This window comes from Microbacterium sp. dk485 (assembly GCF_004570445.1).
Classification (GTDB): Bacteria; Actinomycetota; Actinomycetes; order Actinomycetales; family Microbacteriaceae; genus Microbacterium; species Microbacterium wangchenii.
The window spans coordinates 1,985,658-1,999,366 of sequence record NZ_SPQW01000001.1 but is presented as its reverse complement, the minus strand read 5'-3'; the positions used below and the strand labels follow the sequence as shown (position 1 = coordinate 1,999,366).

The following is a 13,709-nucleotide window of genomic DNA, read 5'->3' as shown; positions in this document are numbered from 1 at the left end:
GGGGATCGGACCGGCCCCGTGGGCCGCGGATGGGATGAGGCGACGATGCCGGAGCGCAAGAGACTGTCCACGGGCGTGGACTGGATCGAACTGTCCACGACGAAGGCTGACTGGGACGCCGCGGATCCGGCACTGCTGGGCACGATGCTCAGCGAGCTGCACCTGATCCGTGCGTTCGAGGAGTCGGTGCTCGAACTCGCCGGCGAAGGTCTCGTGCACGGCCCCGCGCACTCCAGCATCGGGCAGGAGGGCGGCGCGGTGGGCTCGATCGTGGGCCTCCGCTCCACCGACGGCGTCAACGGCTCGCACCGGGGCCACCACCAGTTCCTCGCCAAGGCGCTCACCCACGTCAGCGGCGGAACCATCGACCCGGCGAACCCCGTGGACGACGACATCCAGACGGTGCTGCAGCGCACTCTCGCGGAGATCCTCGGGCTCGCTCAGGGCTACTGCCGCGGCCGCGGCGGATCGATGCACCTGCAGTGGTTCGAGGCCGGCGCGCTCGGCACCAACGCGATCGTCGGCGGCGGGGCGCCTCTGGCCACCGGCAACGCATGGGCGCAGAAGCACAGCGGCACGACCGACCTCACGATCAACTACTTCGGCGACGGCGCCGCGCAGATCGGCTCCGTGCTGGAGTCGATGAACCTCGCCGCCGCATGGCGCCTCCCGGTGTGCTTCTTCATCGAGAACAACCTCTACGGCGTGTCCACGCGCGCCGACGAGATCACCGCCGACCCGCGGTTCTCGGTGCGCGGGCAGGGCTTCGGCATCCCCTCGTGGCGGGTCGACGGCATGGACCCCCTCGCGGTGCACCTGGCGATGACCGAGGCGGGCGAACGGATGCGGTCGGGCGAGGGCCCCGCGATCATCGAGGCGCAGGTCTACCGCTTCTTCCACCAGAACGGCCCGTACCCGGGCTCCGCCTTCGGCTACCGCACGAAGGAGGAGGAGGCGCAGTGGCGCGAGCGCGACCCGCTGGATCTCACCGCCACCCGCATGCGAGAGCGCGGGCTCATCGACGACGCGGGCGTCGCGGCCCTGCGATCACGCGTGCAGCAGGCCATGACGGATGCGGTGGGTGCACTCGTCGAGGCCGATCCCGATCGCCCCGGCAAGCGCCGCATCCGTCCGGAGCTCTGGCCGGAGACGACGTTCGTCAACGTCGGCGTGCGCGGCGACGCGAGCGAGCTGGAGGGCCTGCCGAGGTTGGATGCCTCGGCAGCGACCCGCCCGGTGAAGTTCGTCGACGCCGTGGCCGAGGTCATGGACCGCCGCATGCAGGCGGACCCCCGCATCGTGGTGATGGGTGAGGACGTGCACAAGCTCAACGGCGGCACCAACGGCGCGACGAAGGGTCTGGCGAAGAAGTACGGTCCCGACCGCGTCATGGGTACGCCCATCAGCGAGAACGCCTTCGTCGGGCTCGGCGGCGGGCTGGCCCTGGACGGCCGGTTCCGGCCGGTCGTGGAGTTCATGTACCCCGATTTCATGTGGGTCGCCGCCGACCAGGTCTTCAACCAGATCGGCAAGGCGCGCCACATGTTCGGCGGCGAGAACCCCGTGCCGCTCGTCCTGCGCACGAAGGTCGCGATGGGCTCGGGGTACGGATCGCAGCACCTCATGGATCCGGCCGGCATCTTCGCGACCAGCCCCGGATGGCGCATCGTGGCCGCATCCAACGCCACCGACTACGTCGGGCTCATGAATGCCGCGCTGGCCCTGGAGGATCCCGTGCTCGTGATCGAACACGTCGATCTGTATGGCAAAGCCGACGAGGTGCCCGAGGGCGACCTCGACTACGTCATCCCGCCGGGCAGCGCCGCCGTCGTTCGCGAGGGGTCGGAGGTCACGGTGCTCAGCTACCTGTCGATGGTCGGTCACGCCGCCGAGGCGATCGAGCAGACCGGCGTCGACGCCGAGCTGATCGACCTGCGGTGGCTGGACCGCGCCTCCATCGACTGGGACACGATCGGGGAGAGCATCCGCAAGACGAACGCGGTGCTCATCGTGGAACAGGGGGCGCAGGGCACGTCGTACGGCGGATGGCTCGCCGACGAGATCCAGCGCCGGTACTTCGACTGGCTCGATCAGCCGGTCGCGCGCGTGACCGGGGGCGAGGCATCCCCGAGCATCTCCCGCGTGCTCGAGCGCGCGGCGATCGCCCGCACGGAAGAAGTCGTCGCGGCCCTCGAGGCCGTCCGCACCGGATTCGGAGCCTGACATGGCTGAGATCGTCCGCATGCCCGAGGTGATGGCCGGAGCCACCGAGGCCGCCATCCAGACCTGGCTCGTCGCCGAGGGGGCGACCGTCGACGTCGGTGAGACCCTCGCCGAGATCGAGACCGACAAGGCCACGGTCGAGCTTCCGGCCGAGGCGGCCGGCACGATCGGTCGCCTCCTGGTGGCCGAGGGCGACAGCGTCGCGGTCGGCGATGTGATCGTCGTGCTCGTGGCCGACGGCGAGGGCGAGGAGGCCATCGACGACGCCCTCCGCGCCGCCGGCGTCGCCGCAGCCCCCGCCGCTTCCCCCGCCGAGCGCGCGCCGGAGGGATCGTCGTCGGCCGGAACGGCGGCCCAGCCCCCGGCCGAGGACGCCCCCGGCGACCCCGACCCCGACCCGGCGGACGGGTCGGGGGTGCGCACCGGCTCCTCCCCCGATGCCCCCGCGGAGCCGGATGCCTCCGGCGGGCGCCTGTTCGCCAGCCCACTCGTCCGCCGGCTGGCGGCCGAGCAGGGCGTCGACCTGGCCGGTGTGCCCGGCACCGGACCGCACGGACGCATCGTGCGACGCGACCTCGAGCGGCACCTGACACAGGCGCCTGCGGGTACTGCGAGCACCGAAGCGGCGGCTGCGGCCGATGCGGCGGCTGCGCCGCCCGCCCCCGCGCCGTCGCCGTCCGCCTCGGCCGAGGGCGCAGCGGGCTACCAAGACGTGCCGGTCGATCGGATGCGGCGCGCCATCGCCCGCCGGCTCACCGAGAGCACGTCCACCGTGCCGCATTTCTACCTCGTGGCCGACTGCCGCGTGGACGCGCTCCTGGACCTCCGCACGCAGGTCAACGAGTCGGCGCCGCGCAAGATCTCGGTCAACGACTTCGTGCTGAAGGCCGTCGCGGGAGCTCTCATCGATGTCCCCGCCGCCAACGCGATCTGGCTGGGCGACAGCATCCGCCGCTTCGACGGCGTGGACCTCGCCGTCGCCGTCGCCACCGACGGCGGACTGCTGACGCCGGTCGTGCGGGGCGTCGACCGCCTGCCGCTGTCGCAGATCAGCGCGGCCGTCGCCGACCTCGCCGAGCGCGCCCGCGCCGGGCGGCTCCGCCAGCACGAACTGGAGGGCGGGAGCTTCTCGGTGTCGAACCTCGGCATGTACGGGACGGCGCAGTTCAGCGCCATCCTGAACCCGCCGCAGTCCGGCATCCTGGCCGTCGGCGCCGCGCGCCCCATGCCGGTCGTCGGCGCTGAGGGCGAGCTGACCGTGGGTTCGGTCATGACCGTCACGCTGTCGGCCGATCACCGCGTGCTCGACGGCGCCATCGCGGCCGAGTGGCTCGCCGCGTTCCAGCGACGCATCGAGAACCCGCTGAGTATCCTCATCTGAGGATGCTCAAGGATGGTCAGGCGATGCGCCAGCCCCGGTCGACGTACAGGGTGTGGGCGCTGACGCCGCGGTTGAAGAGCAGGAATTTCGTCGCATCCACGACGTCCGCCATCGTGGCGAGCTCGCCGCCCGGTGTGCGCTCGCGGTAGCCGTCGAGCACCCCCTCGGGTTTGCCCGCCCAGAAGGGGCTGTTCCCGATGATCCCCGGATGCAGCGAGTTGACGCGGATGGGGGCGAGCTCCCAGGCCAGCGTGGTCATGAGCCCTTCCACGCCGCCGTTGATCGTCGAGACCGTCGTCGAACCCGGGTAGGGCGCATCCTTCGCGCGACCACCGAAGAGGACGATGCCCGTGTCGACGGACGGCGCCAGCCGGTCCAGGAGCGTGTGGACCGTCTCGGCGTAGCCCACGAGCTTGAGGGTCACGAGCCGGCGCGCACGGGCGATGTCGTAATCACGGATGGTGTTCGCGTCACGCTCGATCGCCATCAGCACGAGCCCGTCCAGGCCCGGCACGCCGCGCAGCTGCGCAGCGATGCCCTCCGGCTCTGACAGATCCAACGCGATCCCGGTCGCCTGCGGGCCGAGGCCGGCCGCCACTTCCTGCGCCCGTGCGAGGCTGCGGCTGGTGAGGACGACCGAATCGCCACCGGCGATCAGGTCGCCGGCGAGCTCCAGACCGATGCCGGACGATCCGCCGGCGACGAGGATCGTGCGTCCACTCATGGCTCGGTCTCCCCTTCTCACACAGGTGATCCGCACGCATGTGAAGTCACACTGCACTCATGTAAACGTCGACGCGTTCCACTGTCAAGCAGTGGCGGTGATGAGCGGTCAGAGCTCGACGAGTCGCACGTCGCGGAGGACGCCGGCGTCGGCCACCGCGGTGAGGTAGGTGTGCCGGGGCTGGCGGCGCCGGTCGGTCGGCGACCCCGGATTGAGCAGCCGCAGGCCCCGAGGTGTGGTCGTGTCCCACGGGATGTGGCTGTGGCCGAAGACGAGCACGTCCGTGTCGGGGAACGCGGCATCCATGCGCACCTCCCGCCCCTTCGTCTGCCCGGTCTCGTGGACCACCGCGAGCCGGACACCGTCCACCTCGCGCCGCGCGATCTCGGGGAGCCGTGCACGCAGGTCGGGGCCGTCGTTGTTGCCCCACACCCCCAGGACGTCGCCGTGCTGCTCCAGCTCGTCCAGCACGGATGCGACGATCCAGTCACCGGCATGCACGATCAGGTCCGCGGCATCCGCTTCGCGCAGCACCGTCGGCGGGATCGTGCGCGCGCGGGCGGGCACGTGCGTGTCGGAGATGATCAGCAGACGCGTGGCCATCGGGTTCAGCTCCTCTCCGACAGCGCACGGACGGCCTGCTCGGCGACGTCGGCGACGGGTGGGGTGACGTCCACCACGACGCCGCTCTCGTCCGGGCCGAGAGGCTCGAGGATCGCCAGCTGGGATGCCAGCAGCGTCGCCGGCATGAAGTGCCCCGTGCGGGCGGCGGCCCGCGCCGCGAGGACTTCCTCGGGCGCGCTCAAGTGCACGAACACCGCGTCCGGGGCGAAGCGGCGGATGCGGTCGCGGTAGGTGCGACGCAGAGCCGAGCAGGCGACGATCATGCCGCCGCTCGCCACACCGTCGGCGAGCGTCTGCCCGACCACATCCAGCCACGGCCAGCGGTCGTCGTCGCCGAGCGGCTGCCCCGCGGCCATCTTCGCCACGTTGTCGGCCGAGTGCAGGCCGTCGGCATCCGCCCACGGGACGCCCAGACGCTCCGCGAGCGCGGCGGCGACGCTGGATTTACCCGCCGCCGACACCCCCATCACGACGATCGCGGCGGGGTCTGTCATGAGCGCACCTCCGCACCGAGCGCGCCGGCGAGGACGGCGAGCCGCGCCCGGCACTCGCCGTAGATGTCCGCGGGGTCGGCGGAGACCCCTTCCCGCGCCAGTTCACCCCAGCGCTCCCACGTGACGCGCCACACGGCGACCGTCGTCTCGGCGATGAGGTGAGCCGAGAGCGGATCGAGCTCGGGGGCGAGGACGGCCATCCGCTCCCGCAGGCTCACCGCCAGGTCGTGCTCCTGCGCGGAGGCCGCGGCCCGCAGCAGCGGTTCGGTGGCCAGGAGCGCCGCCACCCGGCGATGTTCGTCGAGCTCGGGATCGTCGCTGCGCCCGATCGCGGCGGATCCTGCGTCGGCGACCGTGCGCGCGATCGCCGCGGCGGAGTGATCGGTCACCCGCAGCGCGGCGATGGCGGCGAGCAGGCGCCGCTGGCCGGGGAGCCCTGCCAGCTCCTTCGTGGGGAAATAGCGGAAGAACGTCCGGCGGGACACTCCCGCCCGCTCGGCGATCTGGGCGACGGTGGTGTCGCGGACGCCCTGCTCCTCGAAGAGGTCGAGCGCGGCGCGGTGGATGTCGCGCGCGGTGTCGAGTTTCCGCCGCATCAGGAGGCCGACGGGCGGGGCGGAGGTCATGTGCTCCTTCCTAACACGATCGGCCTTCGATGGAAACGGCACCTTACGCCGCTCTGGCACTGCGTGCCATAATGGACGGTCGGCTGTCGCCGCGTCCCCCCGCCTCTCCGCACCCGAAAGGGCTTCATGTCGCACGCCCCCACCCCGACCGCTCCGACCCCCACCTCCTCGAGGCGCGGACCAGACACCCCCACCGGACGTGTCGGTCCCGTCATCGCCGTGCTCGTCATCGCGGCCTTCGTCATGATCCTCAACGAGACGGTCCTGAGCGTCGCGCTGCCCCCGCTCATGCAGGAGTTCTCGGTGCCGGCGACGACGGCGCAATGGCTGACCACCGGTTTCATGCTGACGATGGCCGTCGTCATCCCCACCACCGGCTTCCTCATCCGCCGCTTCAGCACTCGCGGCCTGTTCGTGACCGCGCTGGCGCTCTTCCTCGTCGGCACGGTGGTCGCAGCCCTCGCCCCGAGCTTCGCACTGGTGCTCCTCGCGCGTGTGGTGCAGGCCGGCGGCACCGCGATCATCCTCCCGCTGCTCATGACCACGACCCTCACCTCGGTCGCCCCTCAGCACCGCGGGACGATCATGGGCCTGAACTCGATCGTCATCTCCGTGGGCCCCGCAGTGGGCCCGACGCTCTCGGGCATCGTCGTCGACCTCGCAGGGTGGCGCAGCATCTTCTGGGTCATGCTGCCCATCGCGGCGCTGACGCTCGTCGCCGGAACCCTCATCCTCCGCGCGAACGGGGAGACCGCCCGCGCGCGGATGGATGTCTGGTCGGTGGCTCTGTCGGCTGTCGCCTTCGGCGGGATCGTCTACGCGCTCGCCTCCATCGGCGCCGTCCTCGAGGGCGCATGGATCCCGCTCGCCGCCGCCGTCATCGGCGTGGCAGCCCTCGTGATGTTCGCCCGGCGCCAGGGCGCGCTGTCGCGCAGCGCGCGTGAGCCGCTGCTGAGCCTGCGCCCCTTCGCCGTCCCGACCTTCCGCACGGCGGTGCTGGTGGTCATGATGTGCATGGCCACGATGCTGGGCGCCGTGATCGTCCTGCCCATCTACCTGCAGGACGCCCGCGGGGTGAGCGTCCTGGCGACAGGCCTTCTGCTGCTGCCCGGCGGCCTCATCCAGGGCATCATCTCCCCCATCGCCGGACGTCTGTACGACCGCATCGGCGCAGCCCCCGTCCTGATCCCCGGTGCCGTGCTGCTGGCCGGCGGGCAGTGGATGCTGGCGACGATCGGCGCCGACACACCCCTGTGGCTCGTGGTCGTGCTGCACGTGGTCTTCTGCGCCGGGATGGCGGCGCTCATGCCCGTGCTCATGACGATGTCGCTCAGCTCGCTGCCGCGCGAGCAGTACCCCTACGGAAGCGCGATCGTGAACACGCTGCAGCAGCTCGCCGGCGCCGCCGGCACTGCGCTGTTCGTGGCGGCGCTCACAATCGGGGCCGCACTGGCGGCCGACGGCGGCACCGGCGCGAGCGATGCGCTCGTGGCGGGCACCCGCGGGTCGTTCGTCGTGGGCGGGATCCTCGGACTGGTCGCTTTCGTCGCGGTGTTCTTCCTCCGCCCGCGGCGGGAGGCTCCGGCCACGCACTGACCTGACGGCGGCCGCCGCGAGAGACCGGACTCAGAGCAATCGGATGTCCGCGTCGATCGCGGCGGTCGCTGCCAGCAGCGCCGGAAGGCATGCGTCGCGCAGGTGCTCGACGGTGTGGCCGGTGGCGCTGGCGGAGACGTTGACCGCGGCCACGACCGCGCCGTTCCGCCCGTGCACGGGCGCGGCGATCGAGCGCAGGCCCGGCTCCAGTTCGCCGTCCACGAGCGCCCACCCCTGCGCCCGCACCCGCTCCAGCTCGGCCCGCAGGGCCGCCGCATCCGTGCGCGTGCGCGGCGTGAGGGGCTCCGGATGCGCCGCGGCGATGAGGTCGGCCGCCTGCTCCTCGGGAAGCGCAGCCAGCAGCACGCGCCCCATGCTCGTGGCATAGGCCGGGAAGCGGGTGCCGATCGTGATGCGCACGCTCATGATCCGGCGGGTCGGCACGCGCGCGACGTACACGATGTCGGGGCCGTCGAGCACGGCCGCCGAGACGCTCTCGTCGACCTCGCGCGAGAGGCGCTCGAGGTGCGGCTGGGCGATCTCGGGGAGAGACAGTGCCGAGAGGTAGCTGAAGCCCAGCTCGAGCACGCGCGGCGTGAGGGAGAACGTGCGGGCATCCGATCGCACGTAGCCCAGCGTCTCGAGGGTGTGCAGGAACCGTCGCGCGGCCGCGCGCGGAAGCCCGGCGCGCCGGGCCGCGTCGCTCAGGGTCAGCGCGGGATGCTCCGCGTCGAAGGCGCGGATGACGGCCAGGCCGCGCGCGAGCGACTGGACGAAATCCGCCGACGCGGGGGCGGGTGCGGTCTCGTCGGTCACCGCCCCACCCTACCCACGGCCTCAGCGCTCGAGGACGACGGCCAGACCCTGTCCGACCCCGATGCAGATCGCCACCACGGCGACCCCGCCGCCACGACGGGCCAGCTCGTGCGCCGCGTGTCCGAGGATGCGGCCGCCCGACGCTCCCAGCGGGTGCCCCATCGCGAGGGCGCCGCCGTGGATGTTGACCTTCTCCGGATCCAGATCCGGCCAGCCGGCGATGCACGCGAGCGACTGCGACGCGAATGCCTCGTTCAGCTCGACGACGTCGACGTCGGCCCACGTGCGTCCGGCGCGTGCGAGGGCCTTGTTGGCCGCCTCGATGGGGGCGATGGGGAACTGATCCGGGTCGACGCCGTGCGTGGCCCGGCCGGCGATACGGGCGAGCGGCTCAGCGGGCAGAGCGTTCTCGCCGGCGATCAGGACCGCCGACGCACCGTCGTTGATGGGCGAGGAGTTGCCGGCGGTGACCGAGCCGTCCTGCGCGAACAGCGGCTTGAGGCCGGCGAGCTTCTCGACCGACGTGTCGTCGCGGATGCCCTCGTCGCGCGTCAGCTCGGCCCCGGGCACCTGCACGATCTCGGGGTCGTACACGCCCTCGGCCCACGCGGCGGCGGCCAAGCGGTGCGAGCGCACGGCGAACTCGTCCTGCGCCTCCCGGCTGATGTCCCACGCGCGCGCGATCTTCTCCGCCGATTCGCCGTTGGAGATGGTCCAGTGGGCGGGGAACTTCGGGTTCACCATGCGCCAGCCGATGGCGGTGTTCCACAGCGTCTGGTTGCCCACCGCCGGCCACGGCTTGGGCGACTTCTCCACCACGTACGGCGCACGGCTCATCGACTCCACGCCACCGGCGAGAACGATGTCGGCGTCTCCGGTCTCGACGGCCCGCGCGGCCTGGATCGCGGCCTCCAGCGACGACGCGCACAGCCGGTTCACCGTGACGCCGGTGACGCTGGTGGGGAAGCCCGCCAGGAGTGCGGCGAACCGGGCGACGTTGCGGTTGTCCTCGCCGGCCTGGTTGGCGTCGCCGAAGACGACGTCATCGATGCGCGCGGGATCGAGCCCCGTGCGCTCGACGATCGCGCGCATCGTGAGGGCGGCGAGGTCGTCCGGCCGCACTCCGGCGAGCGCCCCGCCGGCACGGCCGAAGGGGGTGCGGACGGCGTCGAAGACGAAACTGGCGGTCATGACAGGGTCCCTTCTGCGGATGCCGCGGCATCCGCCGTCGCGTCGATCAGGTCGAGTCCGGTCAGTGACCGGAGCTCGTCGACGGTGTTGTCGCCGAACAGCTCCCGCACGGCGAAGCCCTCCGCCGTGACGTCGAAGACGGCGTGGTCGGTGTACACGCGCGAGACGCACCCGACACCGGTGAGCGGGTACGTGCAGGAGGCGACGAGCTTGGAGCCGCCGTCCTTGGTCAGGAGATCGGTCATGACGTAGACGTCCTTCGCCCCGATCGCCAGGTCCATCGCCCCGCCTACGGCCGGGATCGCCCCCGGCGCGCCCGTGGACCAGTTGGCGAGGTCGCCGGTCTGAGACACCTGGAAGGCGCCCAGCACGCACACATCGAGATGGCCGCCGCGCATCATCGCGAACGAATCGGCGTGGTGGAAGTATGCCGCTCCCGCCAGGGCGGTCACGGCCTGCTTGCCGGCGTTGATGAGGTCGGGGTCCACCCGCCCCGGCTCGGGCGCGGGTCCCATGCCGAGCAGCCCGTTCTCGGTGTGGAGGATGATCTCCTCGTCGGCGGGCAGGAAGTTGGCCACCAGGGTCGGGGCGCCGATGCCGAGGTTGACGTACGCGCCCTCGGGGATGTCAGCCGCGATGCGGCGGGCCAGGTCGTCGCGGGACAGACGCGTGGTCATCGCTCTCCTCCTGTCGCAGCCTCCAGCGGCCGCCCTTCCAGGTCCACGCCGCCGACGAACTCGCCCTCACGCAGCCAGCGGCGCTCACCCACGGCGACGACGCGGTCCACGAACAAGCCGGGCGTCACGACGGCCTCTGGGTCCAGCGCCCCCAGCGGCACGATCTCATCCACCTGCACGATCGTGGTGGCGGCGGCCGTGGCCATGATCGGACCGAAGTTGCGCGCGGTCTCGCGGTAGACGAGGTTGCCCCACCGGTCGGCGCGGTAGGCGCTGATGAGGGCGACGTCGCCGCGGATCGGGTACTCCAGCACATAGGTGCGCCCGTCGATCTCGCGGGTCTCCTTGCCTTCGGCCAGCTGCGTGCCGACGCCCGTCGGTGAGAAGAACGCGCCGACGCCGGCGCCGGCGGCCCGGATGCGTTCGGCGAGGTTGCCCTGCGGCACGAGTTCCAGCTCGATGTCGCCCGCGCGGTAGAGCCCGTCGAAGACCCACGAGTCGCTCTGCCGAGGGAAGGAGCACACGATCTTACGCACGCGGCGCGCCGCCAGGAGCGCCGCCAAGCCGGTGTCGCCGTTGCCTGCGTTGTTGTTGACGATCGTCAGCTCGCTCGCGCCGTGGGCGATGAGCGCATCGATGAGCTCGACGGGCTGGCCGGCGCGTCCGAATCCGCCGATGAGGACGGTCGCGCCGTCCTGGATGCCCGCGATCGCCGTTTCGACGTCTGGCACGGTCTTGTCGATCACTCCGGCTCCCTATCCGTTCGCACAGCGAACACATGTCCGTATATCGCCCATTCTACGCCGCATCGGCCTCGCGCGCCAGGCCTCATCGCGGCCGATCCGACCCGCCCCATCCGCGAGACTGCACCCCACCGGCGAGACAGCGGCATTATGTCGGGGTCTCGCCGGTGGCGTGCAGTCTCGCGGGTCGCGGGTCGCGGGTCGCGGGGCGCGGGCGCGGGGGGTCAGCGGGCGTCGCGGAGGGCGGCGTGCAGATCGCGCGCGGTCTGGACGACGAGGGGGCCGAGGCGGCGCTCGTCCGCACGGTCCAGGTGCACCACGAGGCCGATCGCGATCGGCGGAAGCCCCTCGACGCGCGGCAGCGCCGCCGCGACGGAGACGTTGCCGAGGGTCATCTCCTCCCGCGTCGTCGCGAAGCCGCGGGCGCGAGCACGGTCGATGTCGGCGCGCAGCGCCTCCTCGGCGACGACGGAGTGCTGCGTCTCGAGCTCGCGCGGGGCGCGCAGATACCGCCGCAGCCACGGCTCGTCGCGGGTCGCGAGCAGCGCTTTGCCCACGCCCGTGGTGTGCAGCGGCCCGCGACCGCCGGCGCGGCTGACCACCGGGATCGAGTTCAGGCCCGTCACCCGCCCCACGAACAGCACGACGGAGGTCTCCGGCGACGCGCCGTCGAGCACGCCCAGGTGGACGTTCTCGCCGGTGGCCTCGTACAGCCGGGCCAGATGCGGCAGCGCCGTCTCGCGCAGCCGCAGCGACAGCGGCGAGAGCTCGCCCAGCTCCCACAGACGCGAGCCGATCGCGTAGGTGGCACCCGGGCCCCGGGCGAGCAGGCCTTCACGGGCGAGGAGGGCGACCCACCGGTGCAGCGAGGACAGCGGGATGCCGGTGCGGCGGGCCATCTCGGCGACGGTCAGCGCCGGCTCGTCCTCATCGAAGCACTCCAGCACCTGCAGCATCCGCCCGAGCGCGCCGCGCTCGTCCGGCCTGGACTCCATGCCTTCACCCTAGCGCCGGGATGGCCCCTCCTCCCGGTCGCGGGAGGCCTGCGCCTGCCCGCCGTCGTCGTCGGGCGTGACCTTCCCGTCGGCGCCGGCGACCAGCGACAGCGGGTCGGCGATGTCTTCGAGCGACTTGCCTGCCGCGCTGACGCCGAACACCCCCGAGATGACACCGCCGACGATCATCACGACCGATCCGAGCACGTATCCCCAGAACAGCGGCACGCGGTCGGTGCCGTCGCCGATGAGGGCGCCGTACAGCGCGGGCGCGATGGAGCCGACCAGCTGCCCGATCGAGAACACGTAGGAGATCACCTGACTGCGCAGCTCGAGCGGGAAGATCTCACTGACGGTCAGGTACGCCGCCGACGCGCCCGCGGAGGCGAAGAAGAACGAGGCGCACCAGAACGCGGTGTGGGTGCCGGCGTTGAGGACGCCCGCGTTGAAGAGGAAGGCGCTGACCAGGAGGATGAGGCCCGCCAGCACGTAGGTGCCGAACAGCATCCGCCGCCGTCCCCACGTGTCGAAGAAGTGGCCGAGGATCAGCGCGCCGGCGAGGTTCCCGACGGCGAAGATGATGAAGTACTGCCCCGCGGAGGCCGGCGGGGTGTCGTAGAAGTTCTGCAGCACGAGTGCGTACGTGAAGAAGATCGCGTTGTAGAGGAACGACTGGGTGACCATCATCGTCACGCCCACGAGCGTGCGCCGGGGGTACTTCCGGAACAGCACCTTCGCGATCACCAGGAAGGGCACCTGGCCGTACTCCTTCACGGTGATCGCCTTGGAGTCGTCCACGGGGCTGATGGTCTTGCCCTCGTTGCGGATGCGCTCCTCGATCCCGTCGACGTTGCGCTCGGCCTCCTCCTCCCGGCCGTGCGTCATCTGCCACCGCGGGCTCTCCGGGATGTGGCGGCGCAGCCAGATGATCAGCAGGCCCAGGACCGGGCCGAGGAAGAAGCTGAGACGCCAGCCCACGTCCTGCGGGAGCAGGTCGGTGTTGAGGAAGAAGATGTTCGCCACGGCGCCGAGGGCCGCACCGCCCCAGTAGGTGCCGTTGATGGCGATGTCGACGCGGCCGCGGTACTTCGAGGGGATGATCTCGTCGATCGCGGAGTTGATCGCGGCATACTCGCCGCCGATCCCCGCGCCGGCGACGAACCGCCAGACGTAGAAGAACCACGGGGCGAACGCCAGGCCCGCGATCGCGCTGCCGGCGAGGTAGACCACGAGGGACAGGATGAACAGCTTCTTGCGGCCGAGCCGGTCGGTGAGCCGCCCGAACACGAGAGCGCCCGTGACCTGCCCGAGCAGATAGAAGGTGCCGGCCAGACCGACCTCGAAGGCGTCCATCCCCAGCGTCTGGGCGTAGCCGTTCGCCGCGACGATCTGGACCTCCAGGCCGTCCAGGATCCAGGAGAAGCCCAGGCCCACCACGATCATCCAGTGGAATCGCGACCACGGCAGGCGGTCCATGCGCGCCGGCACGAGCGACCTGACTTCCTTGACCTGCACCTTGGACGAGGACATCCGCGTGTTCCTTCCTGCGGCGGCGGCACCGCCTCCGGGCAACAGTTCTACTCCCGCGGGGGATTCCGCGCTCCGTATTGACCTCGGCC

At 71.6% G+C, this 13,709-nt stretch carries 13 protein-coding genes; 3 read left to right on the top strand and 10 right to left on the bottom strand.

Going from position 1 to position 13,709, the window contains the following annotated elements; all coding sequences use genetic code 11:
* The first annotated feature begins 45 nt into the window (after window positions 1-45).
* Together E4V99_RS09405 and E4V99_RS09400 are read left to right on the top strand one after the other, a co-directional pair.
* Entirely contained in the window at window positions 46-2,223 is a 2,178-nt protein-coding gene (locus E4V99_RS09405; RefSeq protein ID WP_135117052.1) for an alpha-ketoacid dehydrogenase subunit alpha/beta, read from the top strand.
* Between the two features lies 1 nt (window position 2,224).
* Complete coding sequence (locus E4V99_RS09400; protein WP_135117051.1) at window positions 2,225-3,604, top strand: dihydrolipoamide acetyltransferase family protein; 1,380 nt, start codon at window positions 2,225-2,227, stop codon at window positions 3,602-3,604.
* Window positions 3,605-3,620: 16 nt separating this feature from the next.
* On the opposite strand, the gene E4V99_RS09395 is transcribed toward E4V99_RS09400, so the two are convergent.
* The 4 genes from E4V99_RS09395 to E4V99_RS09380 form a co-directional block, all read right to left on the bottom strand.
* Window positions 3,621-4,328, bottom strand: a complete 708-nt coding sequence (locus E4V99_RS09395) for an SDR family NAD(P)-dependent oxidoreductase (RefSeq protein WP_135117050.1) — start codon at window positions 4,326-4,328, stop codon at window positions 3,621-3,623.
* A gap of 108 nt (window positions 4,329-4,436) precedes the next feature.
* Complete coding sequence (locus E4V99_RS09390) at window positions 4,437-4,931, bottom strand: metallophosphoesterase (protein WP_135117049.1); 495 nt, start codon at window positions 4,929-4,931, stop codon at window positions 4,437-4,439.
* A gap of 5 nt (window positions 4,932-4,936) precedes the next feature.
* Complete coding sequence (locus E4V99_RS09385; protein WP_135117048.1) at window positions 4,937-5,446, bottom strand: gluconokinase; 510 nt, start codon at window positions 5,444-5,446, stop codon at window positions 4,937-4,939.
* Window positions 5,443-6,072: a TetR family transcriptional regulator gene (locus E4V99_RS09380; RefSeq protein ID WP_135068950.1), complete on the bottom strand. Its 630-nt coding sequence runs from the start codon at window positions 6,070-6,072 to the stop codon at window positions 5,443-5,445. Before E4V99_RS09380 ends, E4V99_RS09385 begins: the two co-directional genes overlap by 4 nt.
* A 126-nt stretch (window positions 6,073-6,198) precedes the next feature.
* On the opposite strand from E4V99_RS09380, the gene E4V99_RS09375 reads away from it, so the two are divergent.
* Entirely contained in the window at window positions 6,199-7,668 is a 1,470-nt protein-coding gene (locus E4V99_RS09375) for an MDR family MFS transporter (protein WP_135117047.1), read from the top strand.
* Between the two features lie 30 nt (window positions 7,669-7,698).
* Here the strand turns inward: E4V99_RS09375 and E4V99_RS09370 are convergent, their stop codons facing one another.
* From E4V99_RS09370 to E4V99_RS09345, 6 genes are all read right to left on the bottom strand, one after another.
* On the bottom strand, window positions 7,699-8,484 hold the full coding sequence (locus E4V99_RS09370) for an IclR family transcriptional regulator C-terminal domain-containing protein (RefSeq protein WP_135068954.1): 786 nt from the start codon (window positions 8,482-8,484) through the stop codon (window positions 7,699-7,701).
* A gap of 21 nt (window positions 8,485-8,505) precedes the next feature.
* On the bottom strand, window positions 8,506-9,675 hold the full coding sequence (locus tag E4V99_RS09365) for a thiolase family protein (protein WP_135117046.1): 1,170 nt from the start codon (window positions 9,673-9,675) through the stop codon (window positions 8,506-8,508).
* On the bottom strand, window positions 9,672-10,352 hold the full coding sequence (locus E4V99_RS09360) for a 3-oxoacid CoA-transferase subunit B (RefSeq protein ID WP_135117045.1): 681 nt from the start codon (window positions 10,350-10,352) through the stop codon (window positions 9,672-9,674). Before E4V99_RS09360 ends, E4V99_RS09365 begins: the two co-directional genes overlap by 4 nt.
* Window positions 10,349-11,098, bottom strand: a complete 750-nt coding sequence (locus E4V99_RS09355) for a 3-oxoacid CoA-transferase subunit A (protein ID WP_135068960.1) — start codon at window positions 11,096-11,098, stop codon at window positions 10,349-10,351. Before E4V99_RS09355 ends, E4V99_RS09360 begins: the two co-directional genes overlap by 4 nt.
* Window positions 11,099-11,319: 221 nt before the next feature.
* On the bottom strand, window positions 11,320-12,090 hold the full coding sequence (locus E4V99_RS09350; RefSeq protein WP_135117044.1) for an IclR family transcriptional regulator: 771 nt from the start codon (window positions 12,088-12,090) through the stop codon (window positions 11,320-11,322).
* Between the two features lie 9 nt (window positions 12,091-12,099).
* Window positions 12,100-13,620: an MFS transporter gene (locus E4V99_RS09345; RefSeq protein ID WP_135117043.1), complete on the bottom strand. Its 1,521-nt coding sequence runs from the start codon at window positions 13,618-13,620 to the stop codon at window positions 12,100-12,102.
* Window positions 13,621-13,709 lie beyond the last annotated feature (89 nt).

What these genes read in the sequence shown, in the direction of transcription:
- E4V99_RS09345 (WP_135117043.1), bottom strand. Translation starts at nt 13,620, where the DNA reads ATGTCCTCGTCCAAGGTGCAGGTCAAGGAAGTCAGGTCGCTCGTGCCG.
- E4V99_RS09380 (WP_135068950.1), bottom strand. Translation starts at nt 6,072, where the DNA reads ATGACCTCCGCCCCGCCCGTCGGCCTCCTGATGCGGCGGAAACTCGAC.
- E4V99_RS09395 (WP_135117050.1), bottom strand. Translation starts at nt 4,328, where the DNA reads ATGAGTGGACGCACGATCCTCGTCGCCGGCGGATCGTCCGGCATCGGT.
- E4V99_RS09400 (WP_135117051.1), top strand. Translation starts at nt 2,225, where the DNA reads ATGGCTGAGATCGTCCGCATGCCCGAGGTGATGGCCGGAGCCACCGAG.
- E4V99_RS09360 (WP_135117045.1), bottom strand. Translation starts at nt 10,352, where the DNA reads ATGACCACGCGTCTGTCCCGCGACGACCTGGCCCGCCGCATCGCGGCT.
- E4V99_RS09385 (WP_135117048.1), bottom strand. Translation starts at nt 5,446, where the DNA reads ATGACAGACCCCGCCGCGATCGTCGTGATGGGGGTGTCGGCGGCGGGT.
- E4V99_RS09405 (WP_135117052.1), top strand. Translation starts at nt 46, where the DNA reads ATGCCGGAGCGCAAGAGACTGTCCACGGGCGTGGACTGGATCGAACTG.
- E4V99_RS09375 (WP_135117047.1), top strand. Translation starts at nt 6,199, where the DNA reads ATGTCGCACGCCCCCACCCCGACCGCTCCGACCCCCACCTCCTCGAGG.
- E4V99_RS09365 (WP_135117046.1), bottom strand. Translation starts at nt 9,675, where the DNA reads ATGACCGCCAGTTTCGTCTTCGACGCCGTCCGCACCCCCTTCGGCCGT.
- E4V99_RS09350 (WP_135117044.1), bottom strand. Translation starts at nt 12,090, where the DNA reads ATGGAGTCCAGGCCGGACGAGCGCGGCGCGCTCGGGCGGATGCTGCAG.
- E4V99_RS09390 (WP_135117049.1), bottom strand. Translation starts at nt 4,931, where the DNA reads ATGGCCACGCGTCTGCTGATCATCTCCGACACGCACGTGCCCGCCCGC.